Below are 16,166 nucleotides of genomic sequence, written 5' to 3' on the forward strand. Positions count from 1 at the left end.
GTGTATAATTTTTATACACTTTTTTTTATTTGGGCACATTTTTATACACATTGATTTTTAATCGGAATACTGTAGTTGCTTATTATACAGTTGATTGAATGTCTAGAGTGCGTCTTGGCGATTTTGGCATTGTTTTGACTTAGTAATAGTCAAGAATGTTTAATTAAAAATTATAAAAATGAAAAAATTAGTTTTAGCAACAGCATTGGCTTTAGGAGGATTATCATTAGGAACTGCGGCTACGCCAATATTCCATGATGGAATTATGGATGAAGTTCTTGTTCAGGATTTCACCGAAATAGAAATTTCTGAAGTCCCTGAAGCCGTAACCAGCGCTTTGGCAGAAGCATATCCTGAAGTAACCCTGGTCAAGGCATATAAAAACGGAGAAGAGCAATACAAATTGGAAGTTTCTTCTGAAGATGGAAGTACTACCGAATTGTTCGCCGATGCCGAAGGTAATTGGTTAGAAATGTAAGAAGCCTTTTTCGGGCACCCCGAATTTTACATGCAAAGCAATATAGCACACTAACTATTGACTATAAATGGCATGGGAACATGTTATCTGTAGTAGGGTAGGGTTGATAGATCTTAATGCTCTACCATAACGAATTGTATAATTCATTTATTTGGTTGGTAAAGGGGAACTGCTTCGGCAGTTCCCTTTTTAAGTATATGTTTTTTGATTGGGAAAGGTACGGTATAAAGAACACAGACAGGTTTTAAGAATGGAAATACGGTAATTTTTGTTTCGTTTGTTTGGTCGTGAAAAAGGCAGCATTTTGCTGCCTTTTTCTATTGCCCAATTTTGATATCTATGTTTTCACTATATATAAGGAATCAATTGGTTTAAGAGAATTTTAAAATAATTGTAGCCTATCTTATGGTATTTTTACGTAGATACCTATAATGAACAATGCTATGCCCAAAATCCTGATTATTGAAGATGATACTTCATTTGCCCAAATGTTGCAAAAATTCTTAAATCGAAAGGGCTATGAGGTGGAAATCGGATTCACGGTAAAGGAAGGGAAGTTAAAATTGAAACAAACAGATTTTGACTTATTGTTGACCGACCTCAGATTGCCAGATGCAGAGGGGATAGAATTGATTTCTGGGTTACATAAAAATATACCTGTCATTATTATGACAGGGTATGCAGAGGTAAGCTCAGCCGTAAATGCAATGAAAAAGGGGGCTTTTGATTATATTTCAAAGCCTTTTACCCCAGATGCGGTTTTAACGATTATAAACACTGCGTTAGGTCCTGACACTGCAGTACGTCCTGAACAAGATAAAGTAACGGAACCTAAACGAAACCAAGGGAATCAGAGCCAGTCTGCCTCGATAAGTGATCACGTTGAATTAATAAGTCCGGCTTCAAAAAAACTGGAAGAATATATAGGTCTTGTTGCGCCAACTGATATGTCCGTATTGATTACGGGAGAAAGTGGCACGGGTAAGGAGGTTACCGCAAAGTCGATACATGACCGTAGTAAAAGATGCAATCACCCTTTTATTGCGGTAGATTGTGGGGCCATTCCCAAAGAATTGGCATCGAGTGAGTTCTTCGGACATTTAAAAGGTAGTTTTACAGGAGCGATCAATGACAAGACCGGTACGTTCGAAGCTGCAAATGGGGGAACACTCTTTCTTGATGAAGTAGGAAACTTACCGTATGACAATCAAATTCAGTTACTGCGGGCACTGCAAGAACGTAGAATCAGACGCATAGGCAGTACTAGTGAAATAGATGTTGATGTTCGGATATTGACAGCGACCAATGAAGATTTGAAGGTTGCTGTAAAAGAGGGTAAATTTAGGGAGGATCTATATCATAGACTCAATGAATTTTCACTTCAGATTCCATCTTTGACAGATAGACAAGGTGATCTGGCAATTTTCGCGGAACATTTTTTAAAAACTTCCAATGAACGTCTGAATAAACAGATCACGGGATTTACAATTGAGGTCTGGGGTGTATTGGAAACCTATGCTTGGCCGGGTAATATACGTGAATTACAAAATGTTATTCAACGTGCCGTGCTATTGACCCAGGAAGGGGAAATCGCAATAGAAGCTTTACCTACTGAAATTATAGAGCCGACTTTCACAAAAGGGGGCAATGCGGATTTTTCGAAGTCAGCTTTTGAAAAGGAACAAATAATAAAGGCTTTAAAACGTACCAATTATAATAAATCAAAGGCTGCGAAGATGCTTCAGGTAACACGAAAGACCTTGTACAATAGAATTAGCCAATATGGTCTGGATGTTTAGCCAAGCGTTCGTTTAATGCCTTTAGAAGTGCTGAAATATGTGGCTTAAGATTTTCATATGTCTTGTTTAAATCTAAAGAACCGTATGGGTCGTTCTCAAGACCGTCCAGCAAATTAACGCAGGGCGTTGCTTCCAATTGCCTGAGCATCGGAAGCATTTTGTGGGCTATCTTTTGGCTTAGGTCATAATCGGTATGTCCTGCCGCATCTTTTAATTTTCGCAAGTTTTTCTCAGTATCGGCTATGAACGTATATAATATTTCGTTTATTGATTTTTCATCATCGCCCAAAAATGAACGAAGGATCTTTAGACTATATAAAGGATGCTTTTCTTCTGTCTTAAGTGATTTGTCAATAGTTGGGTGCTTTGCCATTTCCTTATTGGTCTTTAGGGAAGTTACGGCATTTAACAACACCGAGTTAGAAAATGGTTTTTGAAGCACCGTGTGAAAACCATGGGAAAGGTAAAGCTGTTTTTTTAGATCCTTTCTTCCTGTCATGGCGATAATGGGTTGGCCATAGTAATGACCGTACTTACCCGATTTTAATCGGGTAAGTACCTCAAAACCGGTAGTGGAAGGCATTTCTATATCTGTCAGAACCACTTCATACTCCAAACCGTTCTTTGGTAGGGTTTCGAAGTCGGTGCATAATATAGGTTCAATATTTTCCGATTTAAGATATTCATCTATCATTCGTATAAATGATGAGTCATCATCAATAATGAGTATTCCGAACCTATCTTGGTAGGTTTCTTTTCGAGAAGAACCAATTTGCGAAATCGTGGCCTTTTCAAATATGACCGGAAACATTATGGAAAAGGTACTACCATGGCCTACAGTACTTTTTAAAGTCATTTCACCTCCTAATAACTCAACGATTTTTTTTGAAATGGTAAGTCCCAAACCGTATCCCCCATATTTTTTCTCCGTACCTATTTCTGCCTGCGTAAATTCATTGAATATCAATTCCTGCTTTTCCTTACTAATACCTATTCCTGTATCGGTAATCTGTATTTGGGCCCAATTTTCCGAAGGGGCTTTTTTCAAAAGATCTGCCTTTATGGTAATGCTTCCCTTTTCGGTGAATTTAAAGGCATTGCCCAAAAGGTTGTTGATGATCTGTCGCATGCGAACGGGGTCTCCTAAAATAGGATGCGCAAATTCGGCACTAACATCTATGTTCAGGGAGATATCCTTGTTGGCATATTGATCGGAAAGATTTTGGGTAGTTTCCTTTATCAGCAGTGAAAGGTTGAAAGGTATTTTTTCGATATTAATTTTACCTGCTTCAAGCCTTGAAAAATCCAATAGGTCGTTAACTAGATTATTCACATAAAAAGATGCTGATTTTATTTGGGTAATATATTGGTTCTGTTCTGGCGAAAGTCCTGTTTTCTCCATGATTTCTGAATATCCGGTTATTGTATTCAAAGGAGTTCTAAGGTCATGGCTAACTGTTGTTATCAGTTGTTCCCTGCTTTTCAGTAATGATTCGGAGTACTTTTTTTCCTTTTCTAGCTTTTGTCGGTATAAATTGGCTTTCCAGAAGTCGCGATTAATGATGAAAGTAAAAATCCCTACCACTAGAAAGCCCAATAAGGCGGCAATTACCGCCAATTGGGTACTTCGTTTCAATGCCGCTTCTTTATTAATGTTATCATTGATGCTATTCGCTAAAATCTCTTTTTCCAGATTGGTGATTATATTTCGTAATTGTTGGGAAAGCTCCATGTCCGTTTTAATGATCTTCAGCTCTTGACTGGTAAGGGAGTTTTCTTTTGTAGTATTGTCGGTCCTGATTTCCTTTAGAAGGTCTTTTGAGATCTGTAAGATAGAATCTATTTTTTTAGACCTGTCTACCTCCTTTCCATCAGAAGGGATATTCTCATTCAAATAGCTAGCCATTTTGCGAATGGATTCTTGGGCCTTTGGAGGTAGGTTCTCAAGATTTGGGGCCAAGTTTTCAGCCGTGATAATACCAAGGGAAGCTTCCATTTTTGTGAGTTCGTCCAAGGCGTGGTTAATAGATTTTCCCGTCTGGTTTTTAACCCTTGATTTTCTTAGGGCATCGTTGTTGGCGACTTTTTTTTCCAACAAAAAACATAAACTGTTCAATAAGGAATCTTGGTATTCACTTTCCGATAGGTAAATCAAAGTTTCGATTTCGGTGAATATCGAATCTATTTTTTGGGAGTATGCATTTAAGTTCTTCTTTTCGGGAGATTGTATGGCGAGCTTGGATAAACCTTCCGCTTCATATAAACTGCTAAGTAAGGTGCTTGTTTTCAGTAATTTGACTTCATTTTGGTCAAACGAGTCGTTTGACACGTAATCCTTTATTTCCGAAAAAATATAAAATGATGCTATTGTAGCGAGAAGTATTAGCAGAAGATAACTGAGAATGATCTTTAGGGTGAATTTGTTCTTGGTTTTTTCCATATGACATAGCGATTACCATAAATACGTTCAAACCTCAATCAAAAGTTCAAAAAAAGTGTTAATGTCATTACAAGTGCCGTACGGTAAGCAGTGTTGGTTTTTTTTGATTTTTTACATGAAAAATTGAAAAGGCTGTATTACATTTGCACCATCTCAAAGGGGTGCTTGTTCCTATTAATTAGGATAAGCTGAGATTATACCCAACGAACCTGGGCAGGTAATGCTGCCAAGGGAGGCAAAGGTTGCCATTTGGAATTTCATAACGTTTCCGTTGGAAACAAAAATCAATTTTAACCAAGAATAATGCCCCTTTTATTCGTAATAAAACTATTACGAATGAAAAAGCTCTATTCCTTTTCTAACAGTTCAACTGCAAGATCACAGTGCAGTACAATGCAATCGGTAAAGTTCAAGAAACGCCATCGCATTAAATTTTTATCCATCACATTTGGCCTATTGGCCGTTGGACTTTCGGCCCAAGAAACCAAAACCGATTCTTTGGAAGGTAAAAAAATAGCCTTGGATGAGGTCTTTGTATCAGCCGTTAGGGCCACAAAGGAATCGCCTGTCACTTTTACCAATCTTACGAAAGAAGATCTTAAACCGCGAAATTTAGGACAGGATATTCCTATTCTGTTGAATTTTATGCCTGCTGTAGTCACCACATCCGATGCGGGTGCCGGTGTCGGTTATACGGGAATCAGGGTTCGTGGTAGTGATGCCACAAGGGTAAATGTTACGATTAACGGTATTCCCTATAACGATTCTGAATCGCACGGTACATTTTGGGTAAACATGCCCGATTTTGCTTCTTCTACAGAAAGTTTACAATTACAACGTGGTGTAGGAACATCTACTAACGGTGCCGGTGCATTTGGGGCAAGTCTGAACATTGCCACAGATGGAGTATCGGAAGAAGCCTATGGCCGTATCTCATCATCGGTGGGGAGTTACAACACATTACGTAACAACTTGAAGTTCAGTACCGGATTATTGAACGATCATATTGAGATTTCTGGACGGTTATCCAGAATAACCTCTGACGGTTATATCGACAGGGCTTCATCAGAACTGGACTCTTACTTTTTGCAAGGGGCGCTCAAAAGTGAGAACACCATTTTAAAAGCCGTTCTTTTTGGTGGGCACGAAGTTACCTATCAGGCATGGTATGGTATTGATGCTGAGACATTGAAAAGTGATAGGACCTTTAACCCTTCAGGTATTTATACCGATGCTGATGGGGTTACCCAATTTTACGATAATGAGGTCGATGATTATAAGCAGAACCATGCACAGCTTCTTTGGAACCAAAAACTTAATGATAACTGGGATACGAACCTCGCCCTGCATTATACACGAGGTAGGGGCTTTTTTGAGCAGTTCAAGGAGGATGATGATTTTGAAACCTATGGCTTTGAACCACTATTGGTAAATGGTGAAGAAGTGAACACTACCGATCTTGTTCGAAGAAGATGGTTGGATAACGATTTTTACGGTACTGTTTTTTCGGCCCACTATAACAACAATAATAATCTGGATTTGATTCTAGGTGGAGGTTGGAACAAATATGAAGGAAAACATTACGGTGAAGTAATTTGGGCCGAGTATGCACCGAATAGTTTTATTCGTGATCGGTATTATGACGATAACTCGGTAAAGACCGATTTCAATGTTTTTGCAAAGGCCAATTACAGTTTGGATGATCATTGGAGTCTCTTCGGGGATCTGCAATATAGAACGGTAGGGTATGAAGCCAATGGGGATGATACCGGATTGGTAGATGATACTTTCAATTTCTTTAATCCGAAATTCGGTGCATCTTACGACCTGAACCAAAATAACAATTTCTATCTGTCTTTCGCAGTGGCGAATAGGGAGCCCAATAGGAATGATTATGAAAATGGAAATCCAAAACCTGAAAAATTGAATGATCTTGAATTGGGATGGAGATTTGTTTCCCCCACGGTGCAGCTAAGCACCAATGTGTATTATATGAAATACAAAGACCAATTGGTGCTCACAGGTGAGTTGAATGATGTGGGTGCACCATTACGGGCCAATGTTGGCGATAGTTACCGTCTTGGTCTGGAGATCGATGCGCATCTTGCCTTGGGCGATAAATTCAGTCTAAATCCGAATGTAGCATTGAGCTCCAATAAGAACAAGGATTTTGTCTTTCAACGCGATGGCGTACTTGAGGAATTGGGAAATACCGATATTGCTTTTTCACCCGACGTAATTATTGGCAATGCAATTTCGTACATGCCCAATGAAAACATTCAATTTTCTTTGTTGAGCAAGTTCGTAGGTAAACAATATATGGGTAACATAGACTCAGAAGGGTCTGTTTTGGATGACTATTCACAAACCGATTTCAATGCCCAGTATACGATTGAGACCAATTCATTCGTAAAAAGGTTGACACTCTCGTTGTTGGTGAACAATATCTTTGATGCCAAATATGTTTCAAACGGTTATTTTTATACCTATGACGATACATGGTCCAATCCCGGACAAACGGCAACCATAGAAGGTGCTGGTTATTACCCGCAGGCAGGCACCAACTTTTTATTGGGGGCGACACTTGATTTTTAAACCTATGAAGATTTCATGTTGATAATCAAAAGTAACATGGCACTTAACCTCGGTTTTGTGCCATGTTCGTTTATTTGTAGTTTTATGATATAATCAAGAAGACATGGAAATAGGTTTTGGTATTTGGCAAATATTGATTTTGATCATCATTGCGGTTTTGGCCATTGCACCCGTTGTTGCCATAATAGATATTACCAAAGGCCGGTTTAAAGGATCCAATGATAAATTAATATGGATTTTGGTCGTTTTATTTCTAAATCCGCTAGGCACATTACTTTATTTTTTAATGGGTAAAGACCAAAAAATCAGGGGAGAACGATAATTGATTTTTTCATAACGATACATAAAAACCAGGAATTGATGAAAGAGGATAAAAGGATAAGATGGGGAATAATCGGTTGCGGTGCGGTCACCGAAGTAAAGAGCGGACCAGCTTATCAAAATACCGAAGGATTTGAATTATTGGCCGTTATGCGACGCAATGAGGAAAAGGCTGAGGATTATGCCAAACGACATAGCGTACCCAAATTTTATTCGAATGCGGAAGAATTGATAGCCGATAATGAAATTGATGCCGTTTATATCGCTACTCCACCAGATTCCCACAAAGAATATGCTTTGAAAGTGGCAGCGGCGGGTAAACCATGTTGTATCGAAAAACCGATGGCACCCAATTATTCCGATAGTCTCGAAATCTACAAAGCCTTTAATGATAAAAATCTGCCATTGTTCATTGCTTATTACAGGCGTTCCTTGCCCCGATTTACAAAAGTAAAAGAATGGTTGGCCAATGGGGAAATCGGTGAGGTGAGACAGATTCGTTGGCAATTGACAAAGCAACCTAATGAAATGGATTTAAGCGGTGAATATAATTGGCGAACCGATGGTAAAATCGCACCAGCCGGATATTTTGATGATTTAGCGAGTCATGGATTGGATCTCTTTGTGTATTTACTGGGAGATATTGAAGAAGCCAGTGGTATCGCAACCAATCAAATGGGGTTATACACGGCAAAAGATGCCATTATTGGCCAATGGAAGCACAAAAATGGGATTTTGGGTTCGGGTAGCTGGAATTTCGGTTCATATACGCGCGAAGATGTTGTTGAAATCCATGGAAGTAAAGGTAAAATAATGTTTTCCGTTTTTGATGAGGCACCGATTACCCTTATAAATGCAAACGGGGAAGAACAGCTCATAATAGAACATCCGGAGCATGTTCAAGAGTTTCATGTCAAGAACATAAAAGACCACTTAATGGGCGGTGAAGAACATCCTTCCTTAGGAAAGTCAGCCCTACATACTAGTTGGGTCATGGATAGGGTTTTGGGTCAGGTTTAGAATTTAGTTGGTTGTAAACCAACAAATACCGGTAGGTAAAAAATTTATTAATAAATGTTGCGTTATTTAATAAATTAACCAAAACCATGACCAATGAAATATTCCCTCACTTTTTTTATTTGCTTATTTATAAGCGGATTTTCCTTTGCCCAGACCGATGAGCTAACTGCTGCCGAAGAAGAAGCCTTTCAAAAGGTAATCGACAGTATAGAAAATAGTTTTTCCTATCAATATGGGGAAATAGACTTGCAAGATGGTCTGGCGAAACTCAAGGTTCCGGAAGGCTATAAATTCTTGGATGAAACCCAGAGCGCATATGTTCTGACGCAATTATGGGGAAATCCTCCGAGTGAAGTCCTTGGTCTTTTGTTTCCAGAAGAAATATCCCCCATTAGTGACAATTTCACCTATGCGGTTGAAATAGAATATTCAGAAGAAGGGTATATAGATGATGACGATGCCGGTGATATAGATTATGATGAGCTATTGGCCGAAATGAAGAAAGACGTGAGTGATGCGAATTCACAGAGAATGGAGCAAGGTTATGGATCCATGGATTTGATCGGATGGGCCTCAGCACCTTTTTATGATCATGCGAACAAAAAACTGCATTGGGCCAAGGAACTGAAATTTGAAGATGCCGAAGTGAATACTTTGAATTATAATATTCGGGTTTTGGGCAGAAAAGGCTATTTGAACATGAATGCCATAGGTGATATCGATGTGCTTCCTGTTTTCAATAGGGATATTGATAAAATATTGGCAAGTGTTGAGTTTACAAAAGGGAATAGATATAGCGATTTTAATCCAGACATGGACGATGTGGCCGCTTATGGTATCGGAGGTTTGATCGCAGGTAAAATTTTGGCCAAGGCCGGTTTTTTCGCCGTGATACTAAAATTCTGGAAAATTATCGCGGTTGGCGCAATAGGTCTGTTCGGTGTCTTTAAGAAAAAAATATTTGGTCAGAAAGACGATGGGAACGCCTAATTTCCATTACCACGAATGGTGCACATGTTTACGAATCAATTGGTCGTAAATAACATCTACTTTTTTATGCTCTTCCTTAGTCAGGGGAGCAAGATCGCTTGCGGTAATATTCGATAACAAATGTTCCATTTTCGAAGCACCGGGAATAACACATCCTACTTCAGGATGATCCAAAATCCATCGTAAGGCGATAGGTGCCAAATTGGTGTGGTCGGGAAATAGTGCTTTTAATTCTTCCACTGCTTCAAGGCCTATTTCATAAGGAATCCCGGAAAAGGTTTCACCCTTATCGAAATGGGAACCGTCCCTATTGAAATTTCGATGGTCATCCGCATCAAAGGTGCTTGCTGCACTGAATTTACCCGTTAAAAGTCCGCTAGCTAACGGTACGCGAACGATAACACCGATATCCCTTTTTGCGGCTTGCTCAAAAAACAGTTCTTTAGGACGTTGTCGAAACATATTGAAGATAATCTGTACCGTAGTAACATTTTCGTATTCGATACCTTTCAGGGCCTCCTCGATTTTTTCAACACTTATTCCGAGGTTTTTTATTTTACCTTCATCCTTTAGGCGATCGAATAATTCAAAAATCTCGGGGCGATAGAATACTTCGGTAGGCGGACAATGCAGTTGTATAAGATCCAAACACTCCAACCCTGTATTTTTTAAGCTGTCCTCAACATATTTCCGAAGTACTTTTGGCTGGTAGTTTTCATTGGTATGCGGATTTATCTGTCGTCCACATTTAGTGGCCACGTAAACTTCCTCTTTTCTTGATCTTACGACCCTGCCAACGGCCGCTTCACTCAAACCTGCTTCATAAACATCTGCCGTATCAATGAAATTGATTCCTTGGTCTATCGCAGTATTGATTATTTTTTCTGCTGCAGCATCATTGAATCCACTTCCCCATGTGCCACCAACCTGCCAGGTTCCCAGTGATATTTCGGAAACATTCAAATTCGTCTTACCTAATCTTCTATATTTCATTTTGGATGGTTTTATATGATGTGGTATTGATTTTCCGGTTTAGGTATTGTTTTCCTTTAATTATAAACCCTTACTACGTTATTGCTATAAGTATTGTTATATATCAACATGTTGTAATATCGACCTCCGTCATCGGGTGTGTTGAGCATTTGCCCTGTAAACAAGCTGTATTCATAACCATCACAGGTACAAGTGGCCGTTTGGCCATCAAGAACCATGGTTGAACAATCGTTGGGAGCATGGTTGGGGCAACTGGCTTCTGATGCAACGAATTGGTTGAAACCTGAATTGATGACAAAAATTCCGGCAGTACCCACACCGTTCGCACCCACATAAACAGAAGATCCGGTGTTTGTCAATGGGCTGTATAAAGGTAAGTTCAAATTCAATTGGAAGCTGAACGAAACTTCTTGTAAGTAAGGATTACGATTGGTGCTGTCACTACTGCAACCCAAAATCAATAACAAAGATAATAAGGGATAAATACGATTCATATTTCAATTTCTATAAAAAAGAACAAATACAAAATTGAACAAAAAATATGTATATTTGCGTTAAATCCTCTTCAAAAAAAGGGGATTTTCCTATTAATGAACCCTTGTGATGAATATTTATCGCTTTGGCCTTAAAATTCATGCTACAGGGTTGAATTAATCCCTAAGTTCATTGGGATGTTTTTCAGAATACTATTTAGAAAGCTATTGGTATTATTATTTAAATGGAATGAATTATGAGTAACGTATCGTATTATACTGCAGAAGGTTTAAAGAAATTGAGGGATGAATTGAATCACCTTAAGGATGTTGAACGCCCAAAAGCTTCACAGGCCATTGCCGAAGCCAGGGATAAAGGTGATTTATCCGAGAATGCGGAGTATGACGCTGCCAAAGAGGCACAGGGACTTTTAGAGCTCAAAATCTCTAAGATGGAAACGACCTTGGCCAATGCCCGTTTAATCGATGAGTCCCAATTGGATACATCTAAGGTTTTGGTTCTCTCTACGGTGAAGCTCAAGAACCAAACCAATGGTATGGAAATGAAATATACCTTGGTTGCCGAAAGCGAAGCGGATTTAAAATCGGGAAAAATCTCGGTTAGTTCGCCTATCGGAAAAGGTCTTTTAGGTAAAAAAGTAGGGGATACCGCTGAAATTGCGGTGCCCAATGGTAAAATCACTTTCGAGATTTTAGAGATTACAAGGTAATAGATTATCATTATTCTTTATATTTAAACCTATCATTATCGATAGGTTTTTTTATATATAATTTTAAGCGGATTTACAATGGCGAGTATTTTTACTAAGATCATAAATGGGGAAATCCCCTGTTATAAAGTAGCTGAAGACGAAGATTTCTTCGCCTTTTTGGATATTAACCCAAATGCCCCGGGACATACTTTGTGCGTTCCCAAAAAAGAAGTGGATAAGATCATGGATCTTGATGAGGAAACCTATATGGGATTAATGGCTTTTTCAAGAAAGGTGGGTAGGGCCATTGAAGCTGTTATGGACTGTAAAAGGGTAGGTATAACCGTGATAGGGCTCGAAGTTCCCCATACGCACGTGCATTTGATTCCCCTGAACGAGATGAAAGAAGCCACTTTTCAGCATAAAGTAAAACTCACACAGGAAGAGTTTGTTTCCATTGCAGGGCGTATCGCATCTAAAATTGGATAACTCCCGATTGCCATAGATAAATGGCCACTCCGATCAATACCAAAACCGAGATGACAAGGATGTAGAACAAGGATGTAAATCGGATAGAGGGCTTTTCGGGAACCACCATTTTTTGATAGTATTCAAAAATACGTTCAATATCCTGTGTCCAGTTTACGGGATAGATGATAGACCCGCATTTGTTGCATTTTATGGTATGGCTCACCTCCTTGGTTGTACGATCGTATAATTTGCCATACTTGTGCTTTTGCTTAAAGGTGATTTTCATGTCCTGATTAAAACATTCAGGGCAATTGTTGGTAATATCAGCTTCTTTGATGACTACTAATTTTTCCTTCGACATGGCTTATTGTTTTACTTTTAAGGAGATCTGCATAATCGTGCCTTCTTTCCCGGAAGAAAGGACTTTTATCTTGCCTTGATGGTATTCTTCCACAATTCGTTTAACAAGGGAGAGGCCAAGGCCCCAACCTCTTTTTTTTGAAGTTACCCCGGGATTGAAGATGTTCTGGAAATTACTTTTTGCAATACCACCACCCGTATCAGCCACTAGAATATTCACATATTTACCCGCAGGGACTATATCTATAGCTATACTCCCTTTCCCTTTCATCGCATCGATGCCGTTTTTTACCAGGTTTTCAATGGTCCAATTATAAAGGGAATGGTTCAATAATACCGGTAGTTTTTCCACCTTTGTATTAAAAGAAAAATGGATCAATTTAGAACTGCGAAGTTTCAAATATTCATAAGCCTCTTTCGTTTCTTCGACAATATCGACCTCTTTGAGTTCGGGTAAGGACCCGATTTTGGAGAACCGTTCGGTAATGGTTTCCAATCGTGAGATATCCTTGTCTATTTCTTTGGTGATCTCCGGGTTTATTTTTTCGGATTTCAATAGTTCGTTCCAACCTAAAAGCGAAGATAGGGGAGTGCCGATCTGATGTGCCGTTTCTTTCGCCATACCCGCCCATAATTTATTTTGTTCCGAGGCCTTATTGGTTTTAAAGAAAAAGAAAATGACGGCCCCAAAGAGCAAAATGATCAATAAAAGGGCAATCGGATAATACTTTAATTTATTGAGTACCTCGGAATTTCCATAATAGAGGGTAGCAAGGTGCTCGCCTTGCTGGTCAATGGATATTGGGGTGTTTTCGCTTTCGAATATTTTTATGTTGTGATGAAGGTATAAAGAGTCTTTGACCTTATCTTCCGGCATATTGTTGGTCTTTATCGACCCATCTTTATTGACCAATATCATCGGGGTAGAGGTGTTGTTCTGAAGCACTTTTATGGTTAGGTTACCCATATCCATATCTTCGGAATATTGTAATAACTCAGATTGGGCAGTGGCCCAGATCTCCATTTTAAGACGTTCTTCCTCCTTGAACTTTTTAAAGAAGCTGTTCGTGTTCCATAAAATCAAACTCACAATGGCAAAGGCTGTTGCCAATAAAATAAAGTTCGAGACCTTCTTTTTGGGATTAAATTCCATCCAACCGTTTTGTTGCTTTAAAGATAACGCAAAATGACCATAAATGGTGTGTGACCATAATGGGCATCTATTTTTAATCGGGTTCTAAATGACTATTTTTGTTATACTATGACCGATATGATTTCAATACATCCAGCGGATATTCCTGTACAAAAATTACATGGTTACCTTTTGGGGGCTGTTGGGCCTAGGCCTATCGCTTTTGTAAGTACGATCGATGAAAAGGGAAGGCCGAACCTGTCGCCCTATAGTTTTTTCAATGTGTTCAGTGCCAATCCGCCGATATTGATTTTTTCCCCCGCAAGAAGGGTACGCGACAATACGATCAAACATACCTTGGAGAATGTTGAAAAGATGAAAGAGGCTGTAATCAATGTCGTGAATTATGATATGGTGCAACAAATGTCGCTTTCAAGTACGGAGTATCCCGAAGGTGTGAATGAATTTTTAAAAGCTGGATTTACCATGCAGGCATCCGATTTGGTAAAACCGCCGAGGGTTGCGGAATCACCGGTACAATTTGAGTGTAAAGTAACCAAGATAGAACCTTTGGGAAAAGAAGGTGGCGCTGGGAATCTGGTTTTTTCCGAAGTTGTCAAAATACATATAAACCCGGGCATATTGGATGAAAACGGAACTATTGACCAGCATAAGATAGATCAAGTCGCCCGAATGGGTGGCAATTGGTACTCAAGGGCGAATAAGGGTATGTTCGAAGTGCCCAAACCATTGTCCAGTTTAGGAATTGGTGTTGATGCCATTCCAGAGAAAATCAGGAACAGTGCGGTATTAACCGGCAATGACCTTGGAAAATTGGGCAATGTGGAGCAGTTGCCTTCAAAAATCGAAATAGGGGAATTCATCGGTTCAAATGAAGTATTGTCTTCTATGGTAAAGAACAACGACCTTCAATCCTTACATCATAAAGCAAAGGAATATATTGACCGGAACGAAGTTCTTTCAGCATGGAAATTACTTTTAGCAAATGAATTGTAAATAACTATTTGGTCAGTTTTTATGAAGCCAATTGTAAAACCCTTAACTTGGCGGCCAAATGTTTTTGTTCATATGGTTCAATGCATTTACCATCTGTTTTATTTGTGATTTAGGATTTACCGCACAACATATAGATGGAAAATGAACGACTAATGGGCATTCGAAAAAGTGAGTAATTTAGACAGTGTAGTATTAGATAATTATAGAAAATGGAAATACAAGGAAAATTAAAGAAGATAGATGAAACCAAAACTTTCGGGAACAATGGTTTTCGTAAGAGGGAAGTGGTAATAACCACTGAAGAGCAATATCCACAACAAATACTTGTTGAGTTTATTCAGGATAAGTGTGATTTATTGAACAGTTACAAAGTAGGGCAAGATGTTAAGATAAGTATTAATATCAGAGGTCGTGAATGGACAAACCCACAGGGTGAGGTCAAATACTTTAACTCGATTCAAGGATGGCGAATAGAGAACCTACAGGCCGAGCAAGGGAATGCCGATATACCACCGGTGCCACCAATGGATTCTTTTGAACCTGCAGACAATATAAATGATGAGGATCATGATGATCTTCCATTTTAATCAAAACCTTTTGATTAAACCAATAAAAAGACCCTTAGGGGTCTTTTTTTGTTTTCTATTTCATGGTTGTCCATTGATTTAATAACTTTAGTATAAAGTGTATTCGTGAAGAAAGACAGTTCATATGGCCCTTTGGTTTTTCTTGGAAAGGAGATGTCTTTTCCGCCCGTTGAAAATGCAAATCATGAGGGATTATTGGCCTTTGGAGGGGATCTTTCCCCAGAGCGTTTAATGTTGGCCTATGAACAGGGTATTTTTCCATGGTTCAATGAAGGATCCATGATCTTATGGTGGAGTCCCGATCCTAGAATGGTATTGTTTCCCGATCAGATAAAGATATCCAAAAGCATGCGTAAGGTCTTGAAAAGCGATCAGTTTACTTTGACCAAGAACACGTGCTTTGAAAAGGTGATCGCTCGTTGTGCCAAAATAAGGCGAGAGGGGCAAGATGGCACTTGGATAACCCAGGATATGAAAGAGGCCTATATGAAATTGCACAAATTGGGCCATGCCCACTCCTATGAGGTTTGGGAAAAAGGCGAATTGGTCGGGGGATTATATGGGATTGACCTTGGTCATGTTTTTTGCGGTGAAAGTATGTTCAGTGCGGTGAGCAATGCCTCTAAGTTCGCCCTTATACATTTGGCCATTGAGTTGCAAGAAAAAGATTACCGTTTGATCGATTGCCAATCGTACACCAAACATTTGGAAAGTCTTGGGGCCAAAGAAATATCAAGAAAGGATTTTATCGGGATTTTAAAGAATGTATAAGGGTTT

16 protein-coding genes and 1 riboswitch are annotated in these 16,166 nt (G+C 39.1%); of the genes, 11 read left to right on the forward strand and 5 right to left on the reverse strand.

All coding sequences use genetic code 11. From position 1 onward, the window contains the following. The first annotated feature begins 178 nt into the window (after positions 1–178). Together R3X28_RS03630 and R3X28_RS03635 are read left to right on the forward strand one after the other, a co-directional pair. Positions 179–478, forward strand: a complete 300-nt coding sequence (locus R3X28_RS03630) for a hypothetical protein (protein WP_282053674.1) — start codon at positions 179–181, stop codon at positions 476–478. Between the two features lie 443 nt (positions 479–921). Further along, the gene (locus R3X28_RS03635; protein WP_317662473.1) at positions 922–2,277 is read left to right on the forward strand and encodes a sigma-54 dependent transcriptional regulator; all 1,356 of its coding nucleotides are present in this window, start codon (positions 922–924) and stop codon (positions 2,275–2,277) included. On the opposite strand, the gene R3X28_RS03640 is transcribed toward R3X28_RS03635, so the two are convergent. Continuing rightward, positions 2,252–4,717, reverse strand: coding sequence for a hybrid sensor histidine kinase/response regulator (locus R3X28_RS03640; RefSeq protein ID WP_317662475.1), 2,466 nt, complete (start codon positions 4,715–4,717; stop codon positions 2,252–2,254). The two genes, R3X28_RS03635 and R3X28_RS03640, sit on opposite strands and share 26 nt — an antisense overlap. Positions 4,718–4,864: 147 nt before the next feature. Next, positions 4,865–4,968, forward strand: a riboswitch (TPP riboswitch). Between the two features lie 85 nt (positions 4,969–5,053). On the opposite strand from R3X28_RS03640, the gene R3X28_RS03645 reads away from it, so the two are divergent. From R3X28_RS03645 to R3X28_RS03660, 4 genes are all read left to right on the forward strand, one after another. Then, positions 5,054–7,312 carry a TonB-dependent receptor gene (locus R3X28_RS03645; RefSeq protein WP_411556588.1) on the forward strand — a complete coding sequence of 753 codons (2,259 nt, stop codon included), beginning with the start codon at positions 5,054–5,056 and terminating at the stop codon, positions 7,310–7,312. Positions 7,313–7,415: 103 nt separating this feature from the next. Then, on the forward strand, positions 7,416–7,634 hold the full coding sequence (locus R3X28_RS03650; protein ID WP_317662477.1) for a PLD nuclease N-terminal domain-containing protein: 219 nt from the start codon (positions 7,416–7,418) through the stop codon (positions 7,632–7,634). 38 nt (positions 7,635–7,672) lie between these two features. Further along, positions 7,673–8,653, forward strand: a complete 981-nt coding sequence (locus R3X28_RS03655) for a Gfo/Idh/MocA family oxidoreductase (RefSeq protein WP_317662479.1) — start codon at positions 7,673–7,675, stop codon at positions 8,651–8,653. A gap of 93 nt (positions 8,654–8,746) precedes the next feature. Further along, on the forward strand, positions 8,747–9,643 hold the full coding sequence (locus tag R3X28_RS03660) for a DUF2167 domain-containing protein (RefSeq protein ID WP_317662481.1): 897 nt from the start codon (positions 8,747–8,749) through the stop codon (positions 9,641–9,643). Positions 9,644–9,649: 6 nt separating this feature from the next. On the opposite strand, the gene R3X28_RS03665 is transcribed toward R3X28_RS03660, so the two are convergent. Both R3X28_RS03665 and R3X28_RS03670 read right to left on the reverse strand, forming a co-directional pair. Beyond that, positions 9,650–10,636 carry an aldo/keto reductase gene (locus tag R3X28_RS03665; protein WP_317662483.1) on the reverse strand — a complete coding sequence of 329 codons (987 nt, stop codon included), beginning with the start codon at positions 10,634–10,636 and terminating at the stop codon, positions 9,650–9,652. 56 nt (positions 10,637–10,692) lie between these two features. After that, the gene (locus R3X28_RS03670; RefSeq protein WP_179954996.1) at positions 10,693–11,130 is read right to left on the reverse strand and encodes a hypothetical protein; all 438 of its coding nucleotides are present in this window, start codon (positions 11,128–11,130) and stop codon (positions 10,693–10,695) included. Positions 11,131–11,366: 236 nt separating this feature from the next. On the opposite strand from R3X28_RS03670, the gene greA reads away from it, so the two are divergent. Together greA and R3X28_RS03680 are read left to right on the forward strand one after the other, a co-directional pair. Continuing rightward, complete coding sequence (gene greA, locus R3X28_RS03675) at positions 11,367–11,840, forward strand: transcription elongation factor GreA (RefSeq protein ID WP_154363150.1); 474 nt, start codon at positions 11,367–11,369, stop codon at positions 11,838–11,840. A 78-nt stretch (positions 11,841–11,918) separates the two neighbouring features. Next, positions 11,919–12,311, forward strand: coding sequence for an HIT family protein (locus tag R3X28_RS03680; RefSeq protein WP_317662487.1), 393 nt, complete (start codon positions 11,919–11,921; stop codon positions 12,309–12,311). Here R3X28_RS03680 and R3X28_RS03685 read toward each other — a convergent pair. Together R3X28_RS03685 and R3X28_RS03690 are read right to left on the reverse strand one after the other, a co-directional pair. Further along, complete coding sequence (locus tag R3X28_RS03685; protein WP_282053660.1) at positions 12,298–12,654, reverse strand: hypothetical protein; 357 nt, start codon at positions 12,652–12,654, stop codon at positions 12,298–12,300. The two genes, R3X28_RS03680 and R3X28_RS03685, sit on opposite strands and share 14 nt — an antisense overlap. Positions 12,655–12,657: 3 nt before the next feature. Continuing rightward, positions 12,658–13,806 (reverse strand): sensor histidine kinase, encoded by a 1,149-nt coding sequence (locus R3X28_RS03690; RefSeq protein ID WP_282053658.1) that lies wholly within the window; start codon positions 13,804–13,806, stop codon positions 12,658–12,660. Between the two features lie 117 nt (positions 13,807–13,923). Here R3X28_RS03690 and R3X28_RS03695 point away from each other — a divergent pair, with 117 nt between their 5' ends. From R3X28_RS03695 to aat, 3 genes are all read left to right on the forward strand, one after another. Next, positions 13,924–14,802 (forward strand): flavin reductase family protein, encoded by an 879-nt coding sequence (locus tag R3X28_RS03695; protein WP_154363142.1) that lies wholly within the window; start codon positions 13,924–13,926, stop codon positions 14,800–14,802. Between the two features lie 209 nt (positions 14,803–15,011). Continuing rightward, positions 15,012–15,389 (forward strand): DUF3127 domain-containing protein, encoded by a 378-nt coding sequence (locus R3X28_RS03700; RefSeq protein ID WP_154363140.1) that lies wholly within the window; start codon positions 15,012–15,014, stop codon positions 15,387–15,389. Positions 15,390–15,542: 153 nt separating this feature from the next. Next, complete coding sequence (gene aat / locus R3X28_RS03705; protein WP_411556592.1) at positions 15,543–16,160, forward strand: leucyl/phenylalanyl-tRNA--protein transferase; 618 nt, start codon at positions 15,543–15,545, stop codon at positions 16,158–16,160. The last annotated feature ends 6 nt before the right edge of the window (positions 16,161–16,166 follow it).

The sequence above is a fragment of the Maribacter sp. TH_r10 genome (assembly GCF_033101095.1).
In the GTDB taxonomy this organism is placed as follows: Bacteria; Bacteroidota; Bacteroidia; order Flavobacteriales; family Flavobacteriaceae; genus Maribacter_A; species Maribacter_A luteus.